Annotated in this window: 15 protein-coding genes; 8 read left to right on the forward strand and 7 right to left on the reverse strand. The window is 54.6% G+C overall.

Annotated features, from left to right (window positions below):
- The first annotated feature begins 88 nt into the window (after window positions 1-88).
- The 4 genes from msr(E) to CW360_RS15375 all read left to right on the forward strand — a co-directional run bounded on the left by msr(E) (window position 89) and on the right by CW360_RS15375 (window position 4,375).
- A complete protein-coding gene (gene msr(E) / locus CW360_RS15360; RefSeq protein ID WP_101194304.1) occupies window positions 89-1,564 on the forward strand; it encodes an ABC-F type ribosomal protection protein Msr(E) in 1,476 nt (491 codons plus the stop codon).
- A gap of 55 nt (window positions 1,565-1,619) precedes the next feature.
- Window positions 1,620-2,504, forward strand: a complete 885-nt coding sequence (locus CW360_RS15365) for an Mph(E) family macrolide 2'-phosphotransferase (protein WP_000155092.1) — start codon at window positions 1,620-1,622, stop codon at window positions 2,502-2,504.
- A gap of 153 nt (window positions 2,505-2,657) precedes the next feature.
- Entirely contained in the window at window positions 2,658-3,590 is a 933-nt protein-coding gene (locus CW360_RS15370; protein ID WP_043387407.1) for an IS5-like element ISAav2 family transposase, read from the forward strand.
- Window positions 3,591-3,631: 41 nt separating this feature from the next.
- The gene (locus CW360_RS15375; protein WP_281255635.1) at window positions 3,632-4,375 is read left to right on the forward strand and encodes an RNA-guided endonuclease InsQ/TnpB family protein; all 744 of its coding nucleotides are present in this window, start codon (window positions 3,632-3,634) and stop codon (window positions 4,373-4,375) included.
- Window positions 4,376-4,427: 52 nt separating this feature from the next.
- On the opposite strand, the gene repC is transcribed toward CW360_RS15375, so the two are convergent.
- From repC to CW360_RS15410, 7 genes are all read right to left on the reverse strand, one after another.
- Window positions 4,428-5,420, reverse strand: a complete 993-nt coding sequence (repC, locus tag CW360_RS15380) for a replication protein C, IncQ-type (RefSeq protein WP_009873351.1) — start codon at window positions 5,418-5,420, stop codon at window positions 4,428-4,430.
- On the reverse strand, window positions 5,401-6,279 hold the full coding sequence (locus CW360_RS15385; RefSeq protein WP_009873352.1) for a helicase RepA family protein: 879 nt from the start codon (window positions 6,277-6,279) through the stop codon (window positions 5,401-5,403). Before CW360_RS15385 ends, repC begins: the two co-directional genes overlap by 20 nt.
- A 28-nt stretch (window positions 6,280-6,307) precedes the next feature.
- Window positions 6,308-6,634, reverse strand: coding sequence for a hypothetical protein (locus CW360_RS15390; protein WP_009873353.1), 327 nt, complete (start codon window positions 6,632-6,634; stop codon window positions 6,308-6,310).
- Entirely contained in the window at window positions 6,631-6,954 is a 324-nt protein-coding gene (locus tag CW360_RS15395) for a type II toxin-antitoxin system PemK/MazF family toxin (RefSeq protein WP_020915708.1), read from the reverse strand. The genes CW360_RS15390 and CW360_RS15395 overlap by 4 nt, the downstream gene beginning before the upstream one ends.
- Window positions 6,954-7,178, reverse strand: coding sequence for an antitoxin MazE family protein (locus CW360_RS15400; protein WP_043149934.1), 225 nt, complete (start codon window positions 7,176-7,178; stop codon window positions 6,954-6,956). The genes CW360_RS15395 and CW360_RS15400 overlap by 1 nt, the downstream gene beginning before the upstream one ends.
- A 66-nt stretch (window positions 7,179-7,244) precedes the next feature.
- Window positions 7,245-9,917, reverse strand: a complete 2,673-nt coding sequence (gene traI / locus CW360_RS15405) for a TraI/MobA(P) family conjugative relaxase (RefSeq protein WP_047353284.1) — start codon at window positions 9,915-9,917, stop codon at window positions 7,245-7,247.
- Window positions 9,907-10,218, reverse strand: a complete 312-nt coding sequence (locus CW360_RS15410) for a plasmid mobilization protein (RefSeq protein WP_009873356.1) — start codon at window positions 10,216-10,218, stop codon at window positions 9,907-9,909. The genes traI and CW360_RS15410 overlap by 11 nt, the downstream gene beginning before the upstream one ends.
- 314 nt (window positions 10,219-10,532) lie before the next feature.
- Between CW360_RS15410 and CW360_RS15420 the strand changes: the two genes are divergently transcribed.
- The 4 genes from CW360_RS15420 (at window position 10,533) to CW360_RS15435 (ending at window position 13,214) form a co-directional block, all read left to right on the forward strand.
- Window positions 10,533-10,889 carry a hypothetical protein gene (locus CW360_RS15420; protein ID WP_009873357.1) on the forward strand — a complete coding sequence of 119 codons (357 nt, stop codon included), beginning with the start codon at window positions 10,533-10,535 and terminating at the stop codon, window positions 10,887-10,889.
- 12 nt (window positions 10,890-10,901) lie between these two features.
- Window positions 10,902-11,585, forward strand: a complete 684-nt coding sequence (locus tag CW360_RS15425; RefSeq protein WP_009873358.1) for a nucleotide-binding protein — start codon at window positions 10,902-10,904, stop codon at window positions 11,583-11,585.
- A complete protein-coding gene (locus CW360_RS15430) occupies window positions 11,578-12,216 on the forward strand; it encodes a DUF6753 family protein (protein ID WP_009873359.1) in 639 nt (212 codons plus the stop codon). Before CW360_RS15425 ends, CW360_RS15430 begins: the two co-directional genes overlap by 8 nt.
- Window positions 12,217-12,419: 203 nt before the next feature.
- A complete protein-coding gene (locus tag CW360_RS15435; RefSeq protein ID WP_101194306.1) occupies window positions 12,420-13,214 on the forward strand; it encodes an OfxX fusion product in 795 nt (264 codons plus the stop codon).
- The last annotated feature ends 255 nt before the right edge of the window (window positions 13,215-13,469 follow it).

The following is a 13,469-nucleotide window of genomic DNA, read 5'->3' on the forward strand; positions in this document are numbered from 1 at the left end:
GGAGGACACTGTGATGCTAGCTTTTGTTTTCACCTAAATCCTGTTTGCTGCATAAAAAATTTCAAGAGCTAAACAGGAGTAAATAAAAATGAGTTTAATTATTAAAGCGAGAAACATACGCTTGGATTATGCTGGGCGTGATGTTTTGGATATTGATGAATTGGAAATTCACTCTTATGACCGTATTGGTCTTGTGGGTGATAACGGAGCAGGAAAGAGTAGTGTACTCAAAGTACTTAATGGCGAAATTGTTTTAGCCGAAGCGACATTACAGCGTTTTGGTGATTTTGCACATATCAGCCAACTGGGCGGAATCGAAATAGAAACGGTCGAAGACCGGGCAATGTTATCTCGCCTTGGTGTTTCCAATGTACAAAACGACACAATGAGTGGCGGAGAGGAAACTCGTGCAAAAATTGCTGCCGCATTTTCCCAACAAGTACATGGCATTCTAGCGGATGAACCAACCAGCCACCTTGATCTCAATGGAATAGATCTACTTATTGGTCAACTTAAAGCATTTGATGGAGCATTACTTGTTATCAGTCATGACCGATATTTTCTTGATATGGTTGTAGACAAGATATGGGAGTTAAAAGACGGTAAAATTACGGAATATTGGGGTGGTTACTCGGATTACTTGCGTCAAAAAGAAGAAGAGCGACAACACCAAGCCGTAGAATATGAGCTGATGATGAAGGAACGGGAGCGATTAGAATCTGCTGTGCAAGAAAAACGCCAGCAAGCTAATCGATTAGACAATAAGAAAAAAGGAGAAAAATCCAAAAACTCTACCGAAAGTGCTGGACGACTTGGGCATGCAAAAATGACTGGCACCAAGCAAAGAAAACTGTATCAGGCAGCTAAGAGTATGGAAAAGCGTTTGGCTGCATTAGAAGATATTCAAGCACCAGAGCATTTGCGTTCTATTCGTTTTCGTCAAAGTTCAGCCCTAGAACTGCACAATAAGTTCCCGATTACGGCAGATGGTCTGAGCTTAAAATTTGGTAGCCGTACTATCTTTGATGACGCTAACTTTATAATACCGCTTGGCGCTAAAGTCGCTATAACTGGATCGAATGGAACAGGGAAAACGTCCTTGTTAAAAATGATATCAGAACGTGCTGATGGATTAACCATATCTCCAAAAGCTGAAATTGGCTACTTTACACAAACAGGATATAAATTTAACACGCATAAATCTGTGCTCTCCTTTATGCAGGAAGAGTGCGAGTACACAGTTGCGGAAATTCGTGCAGTATTGGCTTCAATGGGGATCGGAGCGAATGATATTCAAAAAAACTTATCCGACTTATCGGGAGGTGAAATCATCAAACTGCTTTTATCCAAAATGCTTTTAGGAAAATATAATATTTTGCTTATGGATGAACCAGGAAACTATCTTGACCTAAAAAGTATTGCCGCATTAGAAACAATGATGAAGTCCTATGCAGGAACTATTATCTTCGTATCTCATGACAAGCAATTGGTCGATAATATTGCTGACATTATCTACGAGATCAAAGACCACAAAATCATCAAGACTTTTGAGAGAGATTGTTAATGATAGCCAATCTAATCCGAACATTAATTATTGAACTCTTTAAAGGAAATTAAAAATGACAATTCAAGATATTCAATCACTTGCTGAAGCACACGGCTTGTTGCTTACGGACAAAATGAATTTCAATGAAATGGGCATTGATTTTAAGGTCGTTTTTGCTCTTGATACAAAGGGGCAACAATGGTTGCTGCGTATTCCTCGTCGTGATGGCATGAGGGAACAAATCAAGAAAGAAAAACGCATTTTAGAATTGGTAAAAAAACATCTTTCTGTAGAGGTTCCTGATTGGAGAATTTCATCTACAGAATTAGTGGCTTATCCCATACTTAAAGATAATCCTGTTTTAAATTTGGATGCTGAAACCTATGAAATAATTTGGAATATGGACAAAGATAGCCCGAAATACATAACATCTTTGGCAAAAACCTTATTTGAAATCCATAGTATTCCTGAAAAAGAAGTTCGGGAAAATGATTTGAAAATTATGAAACCTTCAGATTTAAGACCTGAAATAGCAAACAATTTGCAGTTAGTAAAATCTGAAATTGGTATAAGTGAGCAATTGGAAACCCGCTACAGAAAATGGTTGGATAATGATGTTCTATGGGCAGATTTCACCCAATTTATACATGGCGATTTATATGCTGGGCATGTACTAGCTTCAAAGGATGGAGCTGTTTCAGGCGTTATTGATTGGTCAACAGCCCATATAGATGACCCAGCGATTGATTTTGCTGGGCATGTAACTTTGTTTGGAGAAGAAAGCCTCAAAACTCTAATCATCGAGTATGAAAAACTAGGGGGTAAAGTTTGGAATAAACTATATGAACAGACTTTAGAAAGAGCAGCGGCCTCTCCTTTGATGTATGGTTTATTTGCCTTAGAAACTCAAAATGAAAGCCTTATCGTTGGAGCAAAAGCTCAGTTGGGAGTTATATAATTTAAAAATATGATTGCTGAGAACTGCCTTGTTTTGAAACTTGGTTGGCTTTAATTAGTTTTTAGTATTCTTTATAGAAAATGCCTCGATCAAGGGGCATTTCTAACGGCGTTGTTGCACAAATGCCGGTCGCAGCTGAGGTAGGCTCGGGAGATGAGAGAGACGAGCTGGGGTCGGGTTAAGTACCGCACAACGAACTGGAAGGCTTACAACGCAGCGTTGAAGGCGCGAGGTGAGCTGACCATTTGGCTCGATAGGGATATGCAGTGGCTAGCTCGGCCCACGGGCAAGCGTGGTCGTTGCCAGAAGTTCTCAGATGCGGCCATCCAGTTTTGCCTGACCATCAAGTGCTTGTTTGGCCAGCCCTTGCGCCAGACACTGGGCCTGGTTGAGTCGCTATTGGGTATGGCAGGCCTGCATTGGCCAGTGCCCGACTACAGCACGGTGTGTCGCAGGCAAAAGAGCTTGGATGTGCAGGTGCGCTACCGTGCAAGTGACAAAGGCTTGCACATGCTGGCCGACTCCACGGGCATCAAGTTCTTGGGCGAAGGTGAGTGGAAAACCAAAAAGCACGGTGCCGAGCGCCGCCGCCAGTGGCGCAAGGTGCATCTGGGTATTGATGCCCAGACACTGCAGATTCGGGCCATCGCAGTAACAACCAATGAAGTGGGCGACTCGCCCATGGCAGCAGACCTGCTAGGTCAAATTCCAAGCAATGAAGAGATAGCTAGCTTTACCGGTGATGGGGCGTACGACACGCAGGATGTACATAAGGCGTGCTACCTGCGGGGAGCCATTCCAATCATCCCGCCGCGCAAAGGAGCGAAGCTGCGCAAAGGGCTGGCATTTGCTCACCGCAATGAAGCGGTCAAGGCGTGTAGGCAGTTGGGGCGGGCTATCTGGAAACGCTGGAGCGGCTACCACCGAAGGTCACTGGTGGAGACCAAGATGAATTGCTTCAAGCGCCTGGGCGAGAAGGTGATGGCCAGGACGTTTGAGCGCCAGGTGACCGAGCTGCACATCCGAGCTTCAATCCTCAATCAATTTACCGCTCTGGGCACGCCCCAGACAGTCGCTGCTGCGTAAATCTATTTGGGATTGGGGATGCCTTGGCCTATGGCCGATTTATGCAACAAAGCCCTGGCGAACAAACCTATGATTTCACCCATAGCCAGAAAAAGAACATGAGCAAAGCAGACCGCTATATCAAGCGATTGCAGCGCAAACTGGCAAGGCAGCAAAAAGGCTCTAACCGCAGAGCCAAGACCAAGCATCGAATTGCGGTTCATCATGCTAAAAAGGCTAACATACGAAATGATTTTGCGCATAAGACCAGTCGGTTATTGGTTGATAGCAGCGCCAAAATCATTGTGTTTGAGGCGTTACGAACCGCAAGGATGACGAGAAGGCCGAAAGCAAAACAGGATGAACAAGGTCGATTCATATCAAATAAAGCCAAGCAGAAAGCAGGACTGAATAAGTCTATTCTTAATGTGGGCTGGCATGTGATCGAGACTTACACCTACTACAAGGCTTATTCATCCAGCAAAGCGGTATTTAAAATACCCGCACCAACAACCAGTCAGGAGTGCGCAAAATGCGGTCACACTCATCCCGACAATCGCAAAACACAAGCCCTGTTTGTTTGCGGTAATTGTGGAAATACTGACAATGCAGATCACAATGCATCACTGGTTATCAAGAAGCGGGCAATTAACTTAATTTTGGACACTGGAACGGTGTTATCTGGCGATGGGGTTCTGCGAACTCAGTCGGATAGTGGACGTGGAGGCAATCGTAAGACTGGCCGAGCCAAAAGCTCAACCAGCAGTGCTCAACGAAGCGTCAAAAAAGAAAAGCTGGCCGCTTAGGTTAGTTTGGAAGCTCGACCGCTTTAGCAGCGAGTAGTTCACCAGGTGCGGCTCAGTCCGGCGTCCAGTCCTGCGGGTCGAACAAATCTGGTTCTTGCATTGGCGGCTGGCTCATGAGGTCGTGGTATTCGCTGGGGCGCATGTCGTGCTCACCCTCAAGGAACGGCAGTTCCTTGGGACGACTTACCAGCACAAGCCCGCTGCTGGTCTGGTCGATGGCCCATCCCATACCGCCTTGCAGTCCGCGTGTGCGGTCTGAGATTTCGTCTAAAGCATCGCGTAGTTGACCCCGCCTGACTGATCGAACCTTCGTTGATGCTTCTTCCCACGCCGCCTTGCCCCATACGTGGGGCGCTAGCGTGTCGATGTGCGCCCCGTTGCCATTGCCAAGCGAACGGCCAAGCCGGATGTTTGAGCACAGCCAACAGTGCAGCAGCTTGGCGGCTTCACTCTCCAGCTCGTTGCGCTCGAAAAGCGAAACCTTGACGTGTTGCTCTCGAAAAACCGCCCCGGTCAGGCGCGGATTGACGGCAACAAAGATTTCCCCAGTCTTGTGATTGAACCGACTCGAAAGGAGATTGCAGCGGTAATCCCAGCCGGTAGCGTGATTGATTTCCCGTATCTGCGCGTTACCCATTCGGTTCAGGCTTTCCTTGATTCTGGCAAGTGCCGCCCCGCTTTCTGGGTCGTCATATCCAGCATCAATCAGCAGGCTGCGCAAACTGGTTTTCTTGGTTTTCAGCGGCCTTCCATCATCGTTGTCAAAGTCCAAAGCAAGGCGCAATTGCTGGCCTATTTCGCCGGGTGGTTTTGCCTCGATCATCAAGCCGTCAATGCCAAGCTGGGCGCTTACTGCAAGCAAGATTGATTGGTCATCAGCTCCAAGCTGCTCGAACCCTTGAAAGCTGATTTCACTATCGCCGAAGCGGCGCGGCGGCACATACAGTCGCCCGCGCTTCTTCCCCTTCGTGGGGACGAAAAGCCCGTCAAACACATGAGCGGGATCGAATTTGGCATAGGCCGGTTTAATACGCTGCTGAGTCATAGCCCTTGCCCCCCTTGTTGCCGCTCTCACGCTTGATCTCCTGTAGCTCTACCGGCAGCAACACCCCGCCGGTGTGTCGCTGATACCAGCGGTCTAGCGGGGTCGCGTCGTAGTTCTGCTTACTCACGCCAAAGCGGACAAAAAGGCCGCGCCGCTCGTTGCCGATGGGCGCACGATCAAAGCCCCGGTCGCTCAGGCGCTCGGCTTCCTGCTCCGTCATCTTGGCGACATAGCCGCACCATCTGGCGTTGTCGATCAGGGCAGACGCGCCCCGCGCTGCCTGCTGCTGGTCGGTCTGGCCGTCGCGGGCGCTGCCCTTGTTGACGTGGTGCAGGTACAGGACAGCCGCCCCGGTGGTTGCCGCGATGTGTTCCAACACGGAAACAAGGTGGGCCATGTCGCCGTTGCTGTTCTCGTCGAGGCTGTGAATGCGGCTCAATGTGTCCAGCACAATCAGCCGCGCCCCTGCGCTGTAGTCGATGACGCGGCGCAAGTGCGCCTCGTCCATCACGTTCAACCGCTTGCCCATGATCGGCTCAAGCATCAGGTTCTCAGCGATGGCTTCGCGGGCCGACTGGTTGAGGTGCTGGCCGATGGCGTGGACACGCCGCACAAGGGCGGGCTGTGGATCTTCGCCAGCGAGATAGACCACGCGCCCGGTGTGCGCCGGGGCCAGTCCTACAAGGTCGCCGCCTGCCACACTGCAAGCGATTGACATGGCCGCTTCAAGAGCAAAAAAGCTCTTGCCAGTTGCGCCAGGTGCAACAAGTGCGCCCACGGTTCCGGCCAAGAATCCGGGCCAGATGAAATCAAGTTCTGGCGGCTCATTGGTGAAGGCCGCCATAATGTCTAAAGCCATGCTGTTCTCCTGTGTAGAACGGTTATGGTTAGGCGCTGCCGGGTGTTCCCGCACCCTGCCGCGCCGCTTCTGCCTTCGCCTTGGCGGCATAGCCCGCTTCCAGACTGGCGGCATCGGTCGGCGTGTCGCCGTCGATGGGCAGGCCAGAAGCGAACATGAGCGCATCACGTAGGGCAATCTCTGCTTGCCCGTACTGGCGTCCCTGAAAGGCGCTGTGGCCTTCCGTGCCGGTGTCCCGCACGGTGCGCCCGCCGTCGATGATGCGCCACTCGTACCAAGCGTTTTCCGGCTCGCCGTAGACCTCGATCATCGCGCCCAAGGAATCCGGGGCGGGAATGGTGTAGATCGTTTTCATTTCGCAATCCCCAAGAACACGGCCAAGCAACGCTCAACCTCAAGCAGTGCGTCCGCGTCGATGCGCCCGAAAGCTGGCCCTACCTTGCTGCGCAGCACCGTCATCGCCTTGTCGACCATCACCTGCGATGGCTTCTGCAAACCGTTCTCTGCGCTCGGCTGAACCGTGACGCGCAGCAACGGCGCGGCATTAAGTGTGCTGGTGACAGGCAGCACGGTAACGCTGCCGTGCTCGCTGAACTGGTTGGCCTGAACCACAAGCGCAGGCCGTGGCTTGCCAAAGTCGCCCTGCATGGCGATGGTCACAAGGTCGCCGCGCATCATTCCGTCCAGCCGTCCACGTCTGCCAAGGCTTCATCCATGAACTGCTGCATGGCGGTGTCGGCGCTGTCGGCCTGAGCCACAAGCAGGCATTGGCGGCGGCACTCCTCCGCGAAGTCGGGGCGGCGCGTATCCGGCACCCAGATTTGAACCGGACGAAGCCCCGCCATGCGTAATGCATCGCGATGCTTCTGAACCCGCTGATTAACGTGTGCTGTTGCCATTTCCAAGCCTCCAATTAAGTTACATGCAACATTGTACGCACCTCGCAAGTTACATGCAACAGGTATTTAAAGACTCATCCCCGGCGAGTTATCGCGCTCGATCTTCTGCGCCTTGGCCTGCTCCTGCTGGCGTACAGGCTCGCGCCCTTCCAGCTTCTCCCACTGCTGGCGGTACTTCCCAAGCTCGGCGGCTTGGCGGTCGCCTGCGGCGCTGTAGGCATAGCGGGCGGTGCGCTGCGCGTAGTCGTTCCAGTCGCGGCCCTCGTCCTTCTGCCGGGTGGCCGGGGCGCACTGGCGGATAGCGCCCTCGATGGCGGCTTGATCGTGGCCGGTGACGCGCATACGCACGGCAATCATGGAATCCAAGCGGGACAAGTCCACCTCGCCGCCACGCTGCCGCTTGAGCACGTCGCGATAATGCCGCTGGTAGGCGTCGATCGCGCTGCCGCTGGCCGCTGCAAGCTCCAAGGCGGGCTTGGCTTTGCTGCGCTCGGGCTGCTGCGCCTTCAAGGCCGCTTGCCGCTGATACTCGGCGTCGATCTGGCTGGACAAGGCCAGCGCCTTGATGCACTCCCGGCGCTCGGCCTTGAGCAAGCGCACCTCGGGATAGCTGCCGTCCTCCCGCTGGTGCTTGGGCTTGCGGTTCTCGTAGCCGGGTGCACGGTGCGGGTGGATGGCTCCCGATAGCTTCGGGTCGCCGTATTCACGGTTCAGGGCATCGCTCAGCCGGTTGCCCACGTCCTTATCGTGGGCCGTCCCCAGCTTCGGCACGGTGATGATGGCCTGATAGTTGCCGGGGCTGGATTCAAGCACGGCGGCGGGCTGGTAGCCGTCGCGGATAAGCCGCTCCAGCTTCTCCCGGTTCATGTCGTCGATGAGGATGTGATGCTTCTTGTCCGATAGCGGCGTGTAGTAGAGGTTTTCGCCCCGGCGCTGTAGGCGCTGCATCTCCGGCGTGCGCTGCTCGATCTCCTGCGGTGTGAAGCCCCGCGTGATGCCGTCCTTCTTGTCGAGGATGAAGGTTTGCTTGCTGCCGTCCTCGCGCATCTTGATAGACGTTACCCGGTAACGCTCTGCGCCTACCGCTTCCGCGTACCGCTCGAACTGCTTTAGCTGCTCCGATTTCATCGCCTGCACCCTTTCCTGCTGTATCCGCTGCCGCTCCTGCTGGATGCTCTCCTGAAGCTCTGGATTTGTGATCTTGAAGCCGTGCTCTGCTGCTAACTTCCCGCACATGGCCTTGTATTCGTCGTTCCCCATCACGGTGAAGCTGCCCCACTTCTGCGCCGATAGCTGTAACGCGGCAAGCGTGCTGTCCCGGTTGCGCCAGTCGTGAATATCGATGCTTTTGCCCTTGTCCACGAAAGACACACCCCCGCCCCGCCCCGCTTCTTCCTTCCGGCTGTAATGCACCTGCTGGCCCACGATTTCAGGCTGATAGGCGCGAATGTCTCGCGGCGTCGGCGGCTCGCTGCGGTCGCCCTCGATGCGCTGCGGCTCGCTGGCCCGGTGTCGCCACTGCTCGGCAAGCTCCGGGCTTTTCTGCATCCGCTGCCACTGCTCCAGGTCGGGATAGGGTCGGAACCGCTGCCGGTGCTGCTCGCGCTCCTTCTGGTGCTTCTCCTTCAAGGCCGCTTTCTCTGCGGCCTGCTCGGCGGCAATCACGCTGCGCATGGCGTTGAGCACTTCGCCCTTGCCTTTCCAGTTTCCGCGCATGAGTTCATCGCGGCGGGCCTTCTGCTGCTCGGCAAGTTGCTTGCGCTCCTGCTCCTGCCGCTTGTCCTGTGCCAGCTTGTCCGCGTTCTTCTCGGCGTAGTGTGCCTTGCGCCCGGTGATGTAGTCCTTCCATCCCGGCACGTCTGGCTTGATCGGCTCCGGCTCGCGCGGCGCTACCTGCTGACGCTGCGGCGCTGGCTGGTATTCACCTAGCCGCTTCTGCATCTTGGCAAGGCTGGCGTTGCGGTCTACATCGCTGGCCTTCACGCCAACATCCCCGACAAACACGGTCGCCCCGCTGCCGGTCTTTTCGTAGCGCATCCCCTTGGCTGCTAACTCGCGGTGCAACTGCTCCCACGTCTGCGCCTGCTTGATGATGGCTGCGCCGTCCTCGATGGCGATGCGGTGGGCTGACTTCTCCCCGGTGCGGTTCTCCATGTCCCGCTTCTTCTGGTCGGGCTGGCGTGGCTTTTCCGGGTCGTATGGCGCTCGGCCTAGCTCCCCGTTCTCCAACACCTGATAGCGCCCGTTTTGCTCACGCTGCCAGCCTTGGGCGTGCTCAATCCGTGCAATGGCTTTGTGTGCCAGTTCAATATCAAATCCACGGTTCTTCTCAACAATCTTGAGCGTTTCGGGATGCACCCGATTGATGACGATGTGCAGGTGGATATTGTCCGTGTCGGAATGAAGGCCATAGATGGCTTGGTGGTCTTTCCACCCAAGCTCATCCATGAAGATGCTAACCGCTTCCTCTACTTGCTCCGGGCTTGGCTGTTCGCCTTCGCGCCAACTCAAGACGTAGTGATTGATGGTGTCCTTGCTGCGCACGGCTTCTTGTGAGAGTGCAATCATCTCTGCCGTCTGGCTCTTGGGGTCGTCCATCATGAAACCCCGCGCCCCGGCATACAGACACTTTTCCTGCGGACTCTCCGACTCCGGCGAACGGACATAGCTGGTAAGCTGGCCGATGCGCTGCGCCTTGCTCGCGGACTTCTTCGGATTCGGAACCTTCTTAACGATCATCGTTTAGCTTCCTGAAGTAGTCCTTGAGCGCAACAAGCGCCCCGGCTGTTTCCTTGCTGTAAACGCCTCCGCTCTCGTTGTGGATGTGCTTCAGCAATCCACCGATGCGCCGCAGCTCCTTGAGCATCACGGCGTCGGCGTTGGCAATGATCGGCCTGCCGAAGTAGCGGCGGCGGACAAGCTCGGACATGCTCAACCCGGCAAGGTCGGCGTCCTCTTTCAATCTGGCCTTCTCCGCTGCGGTCAGCCGCACATTGATAACGGCGTCCAGCGGTTCCGGCCCCTGCGTTTCAAATGGCATCATGTCTCCTTCTCGCCGGGGGCGGGGCGGGGGCGGGGTGTGTCTTGGACAGTAAGAAGCGAAAGCGCCGCACTGTCCGGGGTCAAGGGGCTTGCCCCTTGCAGGATGAGCCAGACCGTGAGAAGCGAAGCGCCGAATGGGCAGGCGGGGATTGGCAGGAACATGCGTAGCATGTGTATGACAATCCGCATCCTGTATTGCTCAACCACTCTACTATCATATCAGCAGTTTAGGTGCACGGGACGCACTTTGCAACAAGCATAAAAGGCGCTATGCTGTCAACTCCGCAACCAGTGAGCAAAGGAGTTAGCAGAATGAAATACACAACAGAGCAGCTAGAGGCTATCGCTTCAAAGCTTCGTGAGATGCCGCCAGTCGAAAAGAAGAAGCAGGAGCACAGCAAGCAAGAGGCCGTGCGCGTGCTATCCAAAGAGATTGCCGCTTTGCAAAAGCGTGGATACACGCTTGACCAGATTTCCGAGACGCTGCGCGGCGAAGGTCTGAGCATCGCAACCCCAACGCTCAAGAGCTACTTGCAGAGAGCAAAGCCAGCGAAAAAAGCCCCGGTGCAAGCACCGGGAGACACACCCCCGCCCCGCCCCGCCGATAAGAAGCCTGCGGATACATCGAAGGCGACATTCACCCCGAAACCTGACAGCGACGACATTTAAGGAGTAAGCAACATGGCGAAAAGCATTTACCTGATCGGTGGCAGCAAGGGCGGCGTTGGCAAGTCGCTTGTTACGATGGCAACGGTTGATTACCTGCAAGAGCGCGGCGAAAGCGTCTTGCTGATTGAGTCTGACACCTCTAACCCGGACGTATGGAAAGCCTATAAAGAAAGCACGGAAACGGAGCTTATCAATCTGGATGAGGCGGACGGATGGATTCAGCTAGTGAACCTGTGCGATAGCAAGCCGGATAGCGTCGTGGTAATCAACACGGCAGCACGGAATAACAAGGGCGTGAGCGCCTACGGTGAAACACTGAATAGCACGCTTGAAGAACTCAAGCGCAAGCTGGTCACGCTGTGGGTGATTAACCGCCAACGGGATAGCCTCGAACTGCTAAAGGAATACATGGACGCAATTCCGAATGCGGATGTTCATGTGGTACGCAATGGACACTTCGGGGAAGAAAAGAAGTTCGAGCTTTACAACGGCTCCAAGCTGCGCACGGCGGTAGAGGAACGCGGCGGGAAATCGGTGACATTCCCGGACATGGCCGACCGTGTGAGCGATGACATTTACAGCAAGCGCATGAGCATTGCGGTAGCACTCAAGGAACTGCCCATTGGCAACCGTGCGGAGCTTACGCGGTGGCGCAACGAGGCCAAAAAGGTATTGGAGGCCGTAGTCCATGAGTGACCTAGACGACAGCTTTGCAAAGCTGCTCGGCAGGCAACCTAGTGACGCGGAGCGGCAAAGTCTTTACCGGGTTCGGGATGCGCTCGGCCTGAAAAACAATGATGCGCTGTGGCTGGTGCTCATGGCCTTGCAACACTACCAAGGCCAGTATGAGAAGTTCCCGCAAGCGATAGCACAAGCGGCCAAAGATACCTTGGTCAATTTCAAGGTAACGGCGGATGCAACCGTGAAAGCATCAGCGGAAGCAGCCAAGGCGGATTTGGCGCAAGCGGTAGCAGCAGCAGCGCAAGAGGTCGCGCACAACACATCGGCAAAGCAGATGTGGCAGTGGGCGGCGGGCTGCATCGCGGTGGCCTTCCTGTGCGTCGGCCTGTTCGGCTGGTACATGCACAGCAGCGGCAAGGATTCGGGCTATCAGGCCGGATACGGCGCGGGATACACCGAAGCCAAGGACGAGAAAGCGGCGGCGGCATGGGCCAACACGCCAGAGGGGCGCTTGGCCTACCGCTTCGCGCAAACGGGAAGCCTCGCCAGCTTGGCGAAGTGCGATAGGCCGGGGTGGTACGTCGAAAAAGGCGTGTGCTACGTCAAGCCCGCATCGGATGGCACCTACGGATGGAGGTTGCCATGAGAATCAAGATCAAAGGAGGGGTCGTCTCAGAATTCGGAAAATAAAGCACGCTAGCGGTTGATCTGTCAGGTTGAAGCCTGAGAGGCCGAGCGCAGATCGTCAGAAAAGGCGAAAAACGATCCTAATCTGACGCAACATAGGTGGGGTGCCTGACGCCCGGTTGAGGCGTACTTCAACTGGACACCATTCCAGAAAGACCAAGCATGGCATGGCCTGCCGCTGTCTTACCGTGCTTTATTTCCCGTTTTCTCTATCGACCCCAAGGAGAAATCACGGCAGAACGCCTAGCGGAAGCACTGCACGCAGCAGCAGAAAAATACGAAGCTGTGAGGCCGGGGCACAAGGTCTATGGGGCCAATCTCTACCTAACCGCCTTCGATGCTGATGGTCTGCCGTTCGATCTGGTAGACCATCGCGGCGAACCGCTTTCGATCACCATCGAGGCCAAGTCTGGCGAACTGGTAAAACCAGCACTCACAGCAGAGGGTGAAGCACACCGACAGAAAGCCAAAGAGGAAGCACGAAGGCAAGCTGAAGAAGCGGAAGCTGAAGCACAGCGCAGACACAGGCAAACCTTAGACGAATACGAACAGGAGCGGCAAAAACGACGGAAAAAGGAAGCCGAAGCAAGAAAGCAATTTGAGGACGCGAACGCAATCACTGCCGAACTCTTGAAAACCATGCCGGAACGCTTCATCGACGAACTGAACAAAACCGTGCAAGGCGTTTGGGACGACCTCAAGCCAACCGAAACGCAAGGCAAGAAGAAGGGCCAGCCGAAAGCGCTACCAGTCTTTTCCATCCATGCGGACGGGCTGGTGCTTTCCGTCGAGACATGGAAGAACCCGCGCCGGGTTCTCAATCCGCTTTGCACACTCCAGCACGGCGAAATAGCCCCATTCTGGATGCACGAAGCGTGGTTAGAAGCCATGAGGCGGATAGTCGATCTGCTGGATACGCTCACCGCAGCCCCGGCAGAGGCCCTAGAAAGCCAGTAGAGGCGTTTTCGCCTGCAAGGAAGGGGGTAGCGGCGGGGCGGGGGCGGGGGTGTGTCTGCAAGGGCTTTAGCCCGCGCAGGGCGAAGCCCGAAGGCAAGGCTTCAGACGACGCCTAAAGCGGCGGCTGAAAGCCGCGCATGGTAGAAGTTCTTTAGAACTTCTTAGACCGGAATTTTGGAAAAACGCGAAAACTCAGTACTGACAAGGGTTTGCGGGCGTTTTTGTGGCTTGTCAGGTTACCACCTGCGCCGGGGG

The sequence above is a fragment of the Pseudomonas fluvialis genome (genome assembly GCF_002835605.1).
GTDB lineage: Bacteria > Pseudomonadota > Gammaproteobacteria > Pseudomonadales > Pseudomonadaceae > Aquipseudomonas > Aquipseudomonas fluvialis.

What these genes read in the sequence shown, in the direction of transcription:
- CW360_RS15365 (WP_000155092.1), top strand. Translation starts at nt 1,620, where the DNA reads ATGACAATTCAAGATATTCAATCACTTGCTGAAGCACACGGCTTGTTG.
- CW360_RS15370 (WP_043387407.1), top strand. Translation starts at nt 2,658, where the DNA reads ATGAGAGAGACGAGCTGGGGTCGGGTTAAGTACCGCACAACGAACTGG.
- CW360_RS15375 (WP_281255635.1), top strand. Translation starts at nt 3,632, where the DNA reads ATGCAACAAAGCCCTGGCGAACAAACCTATGATTTCACCCATAGCCAG.
- repC (WP_009873351.1), bottom strand. Translation starts at nt 5,420, where the DNA reads ATGACTCAGCAGCGTATTAAACCGGCCTATGCCAAATTCGATCCCGCT.
- CW360_RS15385 (WP_009873352.1), bottom strand. Translation starts at nt 6,279, where the DNA reads ATGGCTTTAGACATTATGGCGGCCTTCACCAATGAGCCGCCAGAACTT.
- CW360_RS15390 (WP_009873353.1), bottom strand. Translation starts at nt 6,634, where the DNA reads ATGAAAACGATCTACACCATTCCCGCCCCGGATTCCTTGGGCGCGATG.
- CW360_RS15395 (WP_020915708.1), bottom strand. Translation starts at nt 6,954, where the DNA reads ATGCGCGGCGACCTTGTGACCATCGCCATGCAGGGCGACTTTGGCAAG.
- CW360_RS15400 (WP_043149934.1), bottom strand. Translation starts at nt 7,178, where the DNA reads ATGGCAACAGCACACGTTAATCAGCGGGTTCAGAAGCATCGCGATGCA.
- traI (WP_047353284.1), bottom strand. Translation starts at nt 9,917, where the DNA reads ATGATCGTTAAGAAGGTTCCGAATCCGAAGAAGTCCGCGAGCAAGGCG.
- CW360_RS15410 (WP_009873356.1), bottom strand. Translation starts at nt 10,218, where the DNA reads ATGCCATTTGAAACGCAGGGGCCGGAACCGCTGGACGCCGTTATCAAT.
- CW360_RS15420 (WP_009873357.1), top strand. Translation starts at nt 10,533, where the DNA reads ATGAAATACACAACAGAGCAGCTAGAGGCTATCGCTTCAAAGCTTCGT.
- CW360_RS15425 (WP_009873358.1), top strand. Translation starts at nt 10,902, where the DNA reads ATGGCGAAAAGCATTTACCTGATCGGTGGCAGCAAGGGCGGCGTTGGC.
- CW360_RS15430 (WP_009873359.1), top strand. Translation starts at nt 11,578, where the DNA reads ATGAGTGACCTAGACGACAGCTTTGCAAAGCTGCTCGGCAGGCAACCT.
- CW360_RS15435 (WP_101194306.1), top strand. Translation starts at nt 12,420, where the DNA reads ATGGCATGGCCTGCCGCTGTCTTACCGTGCTTTATTTCCCGTTTTCTC.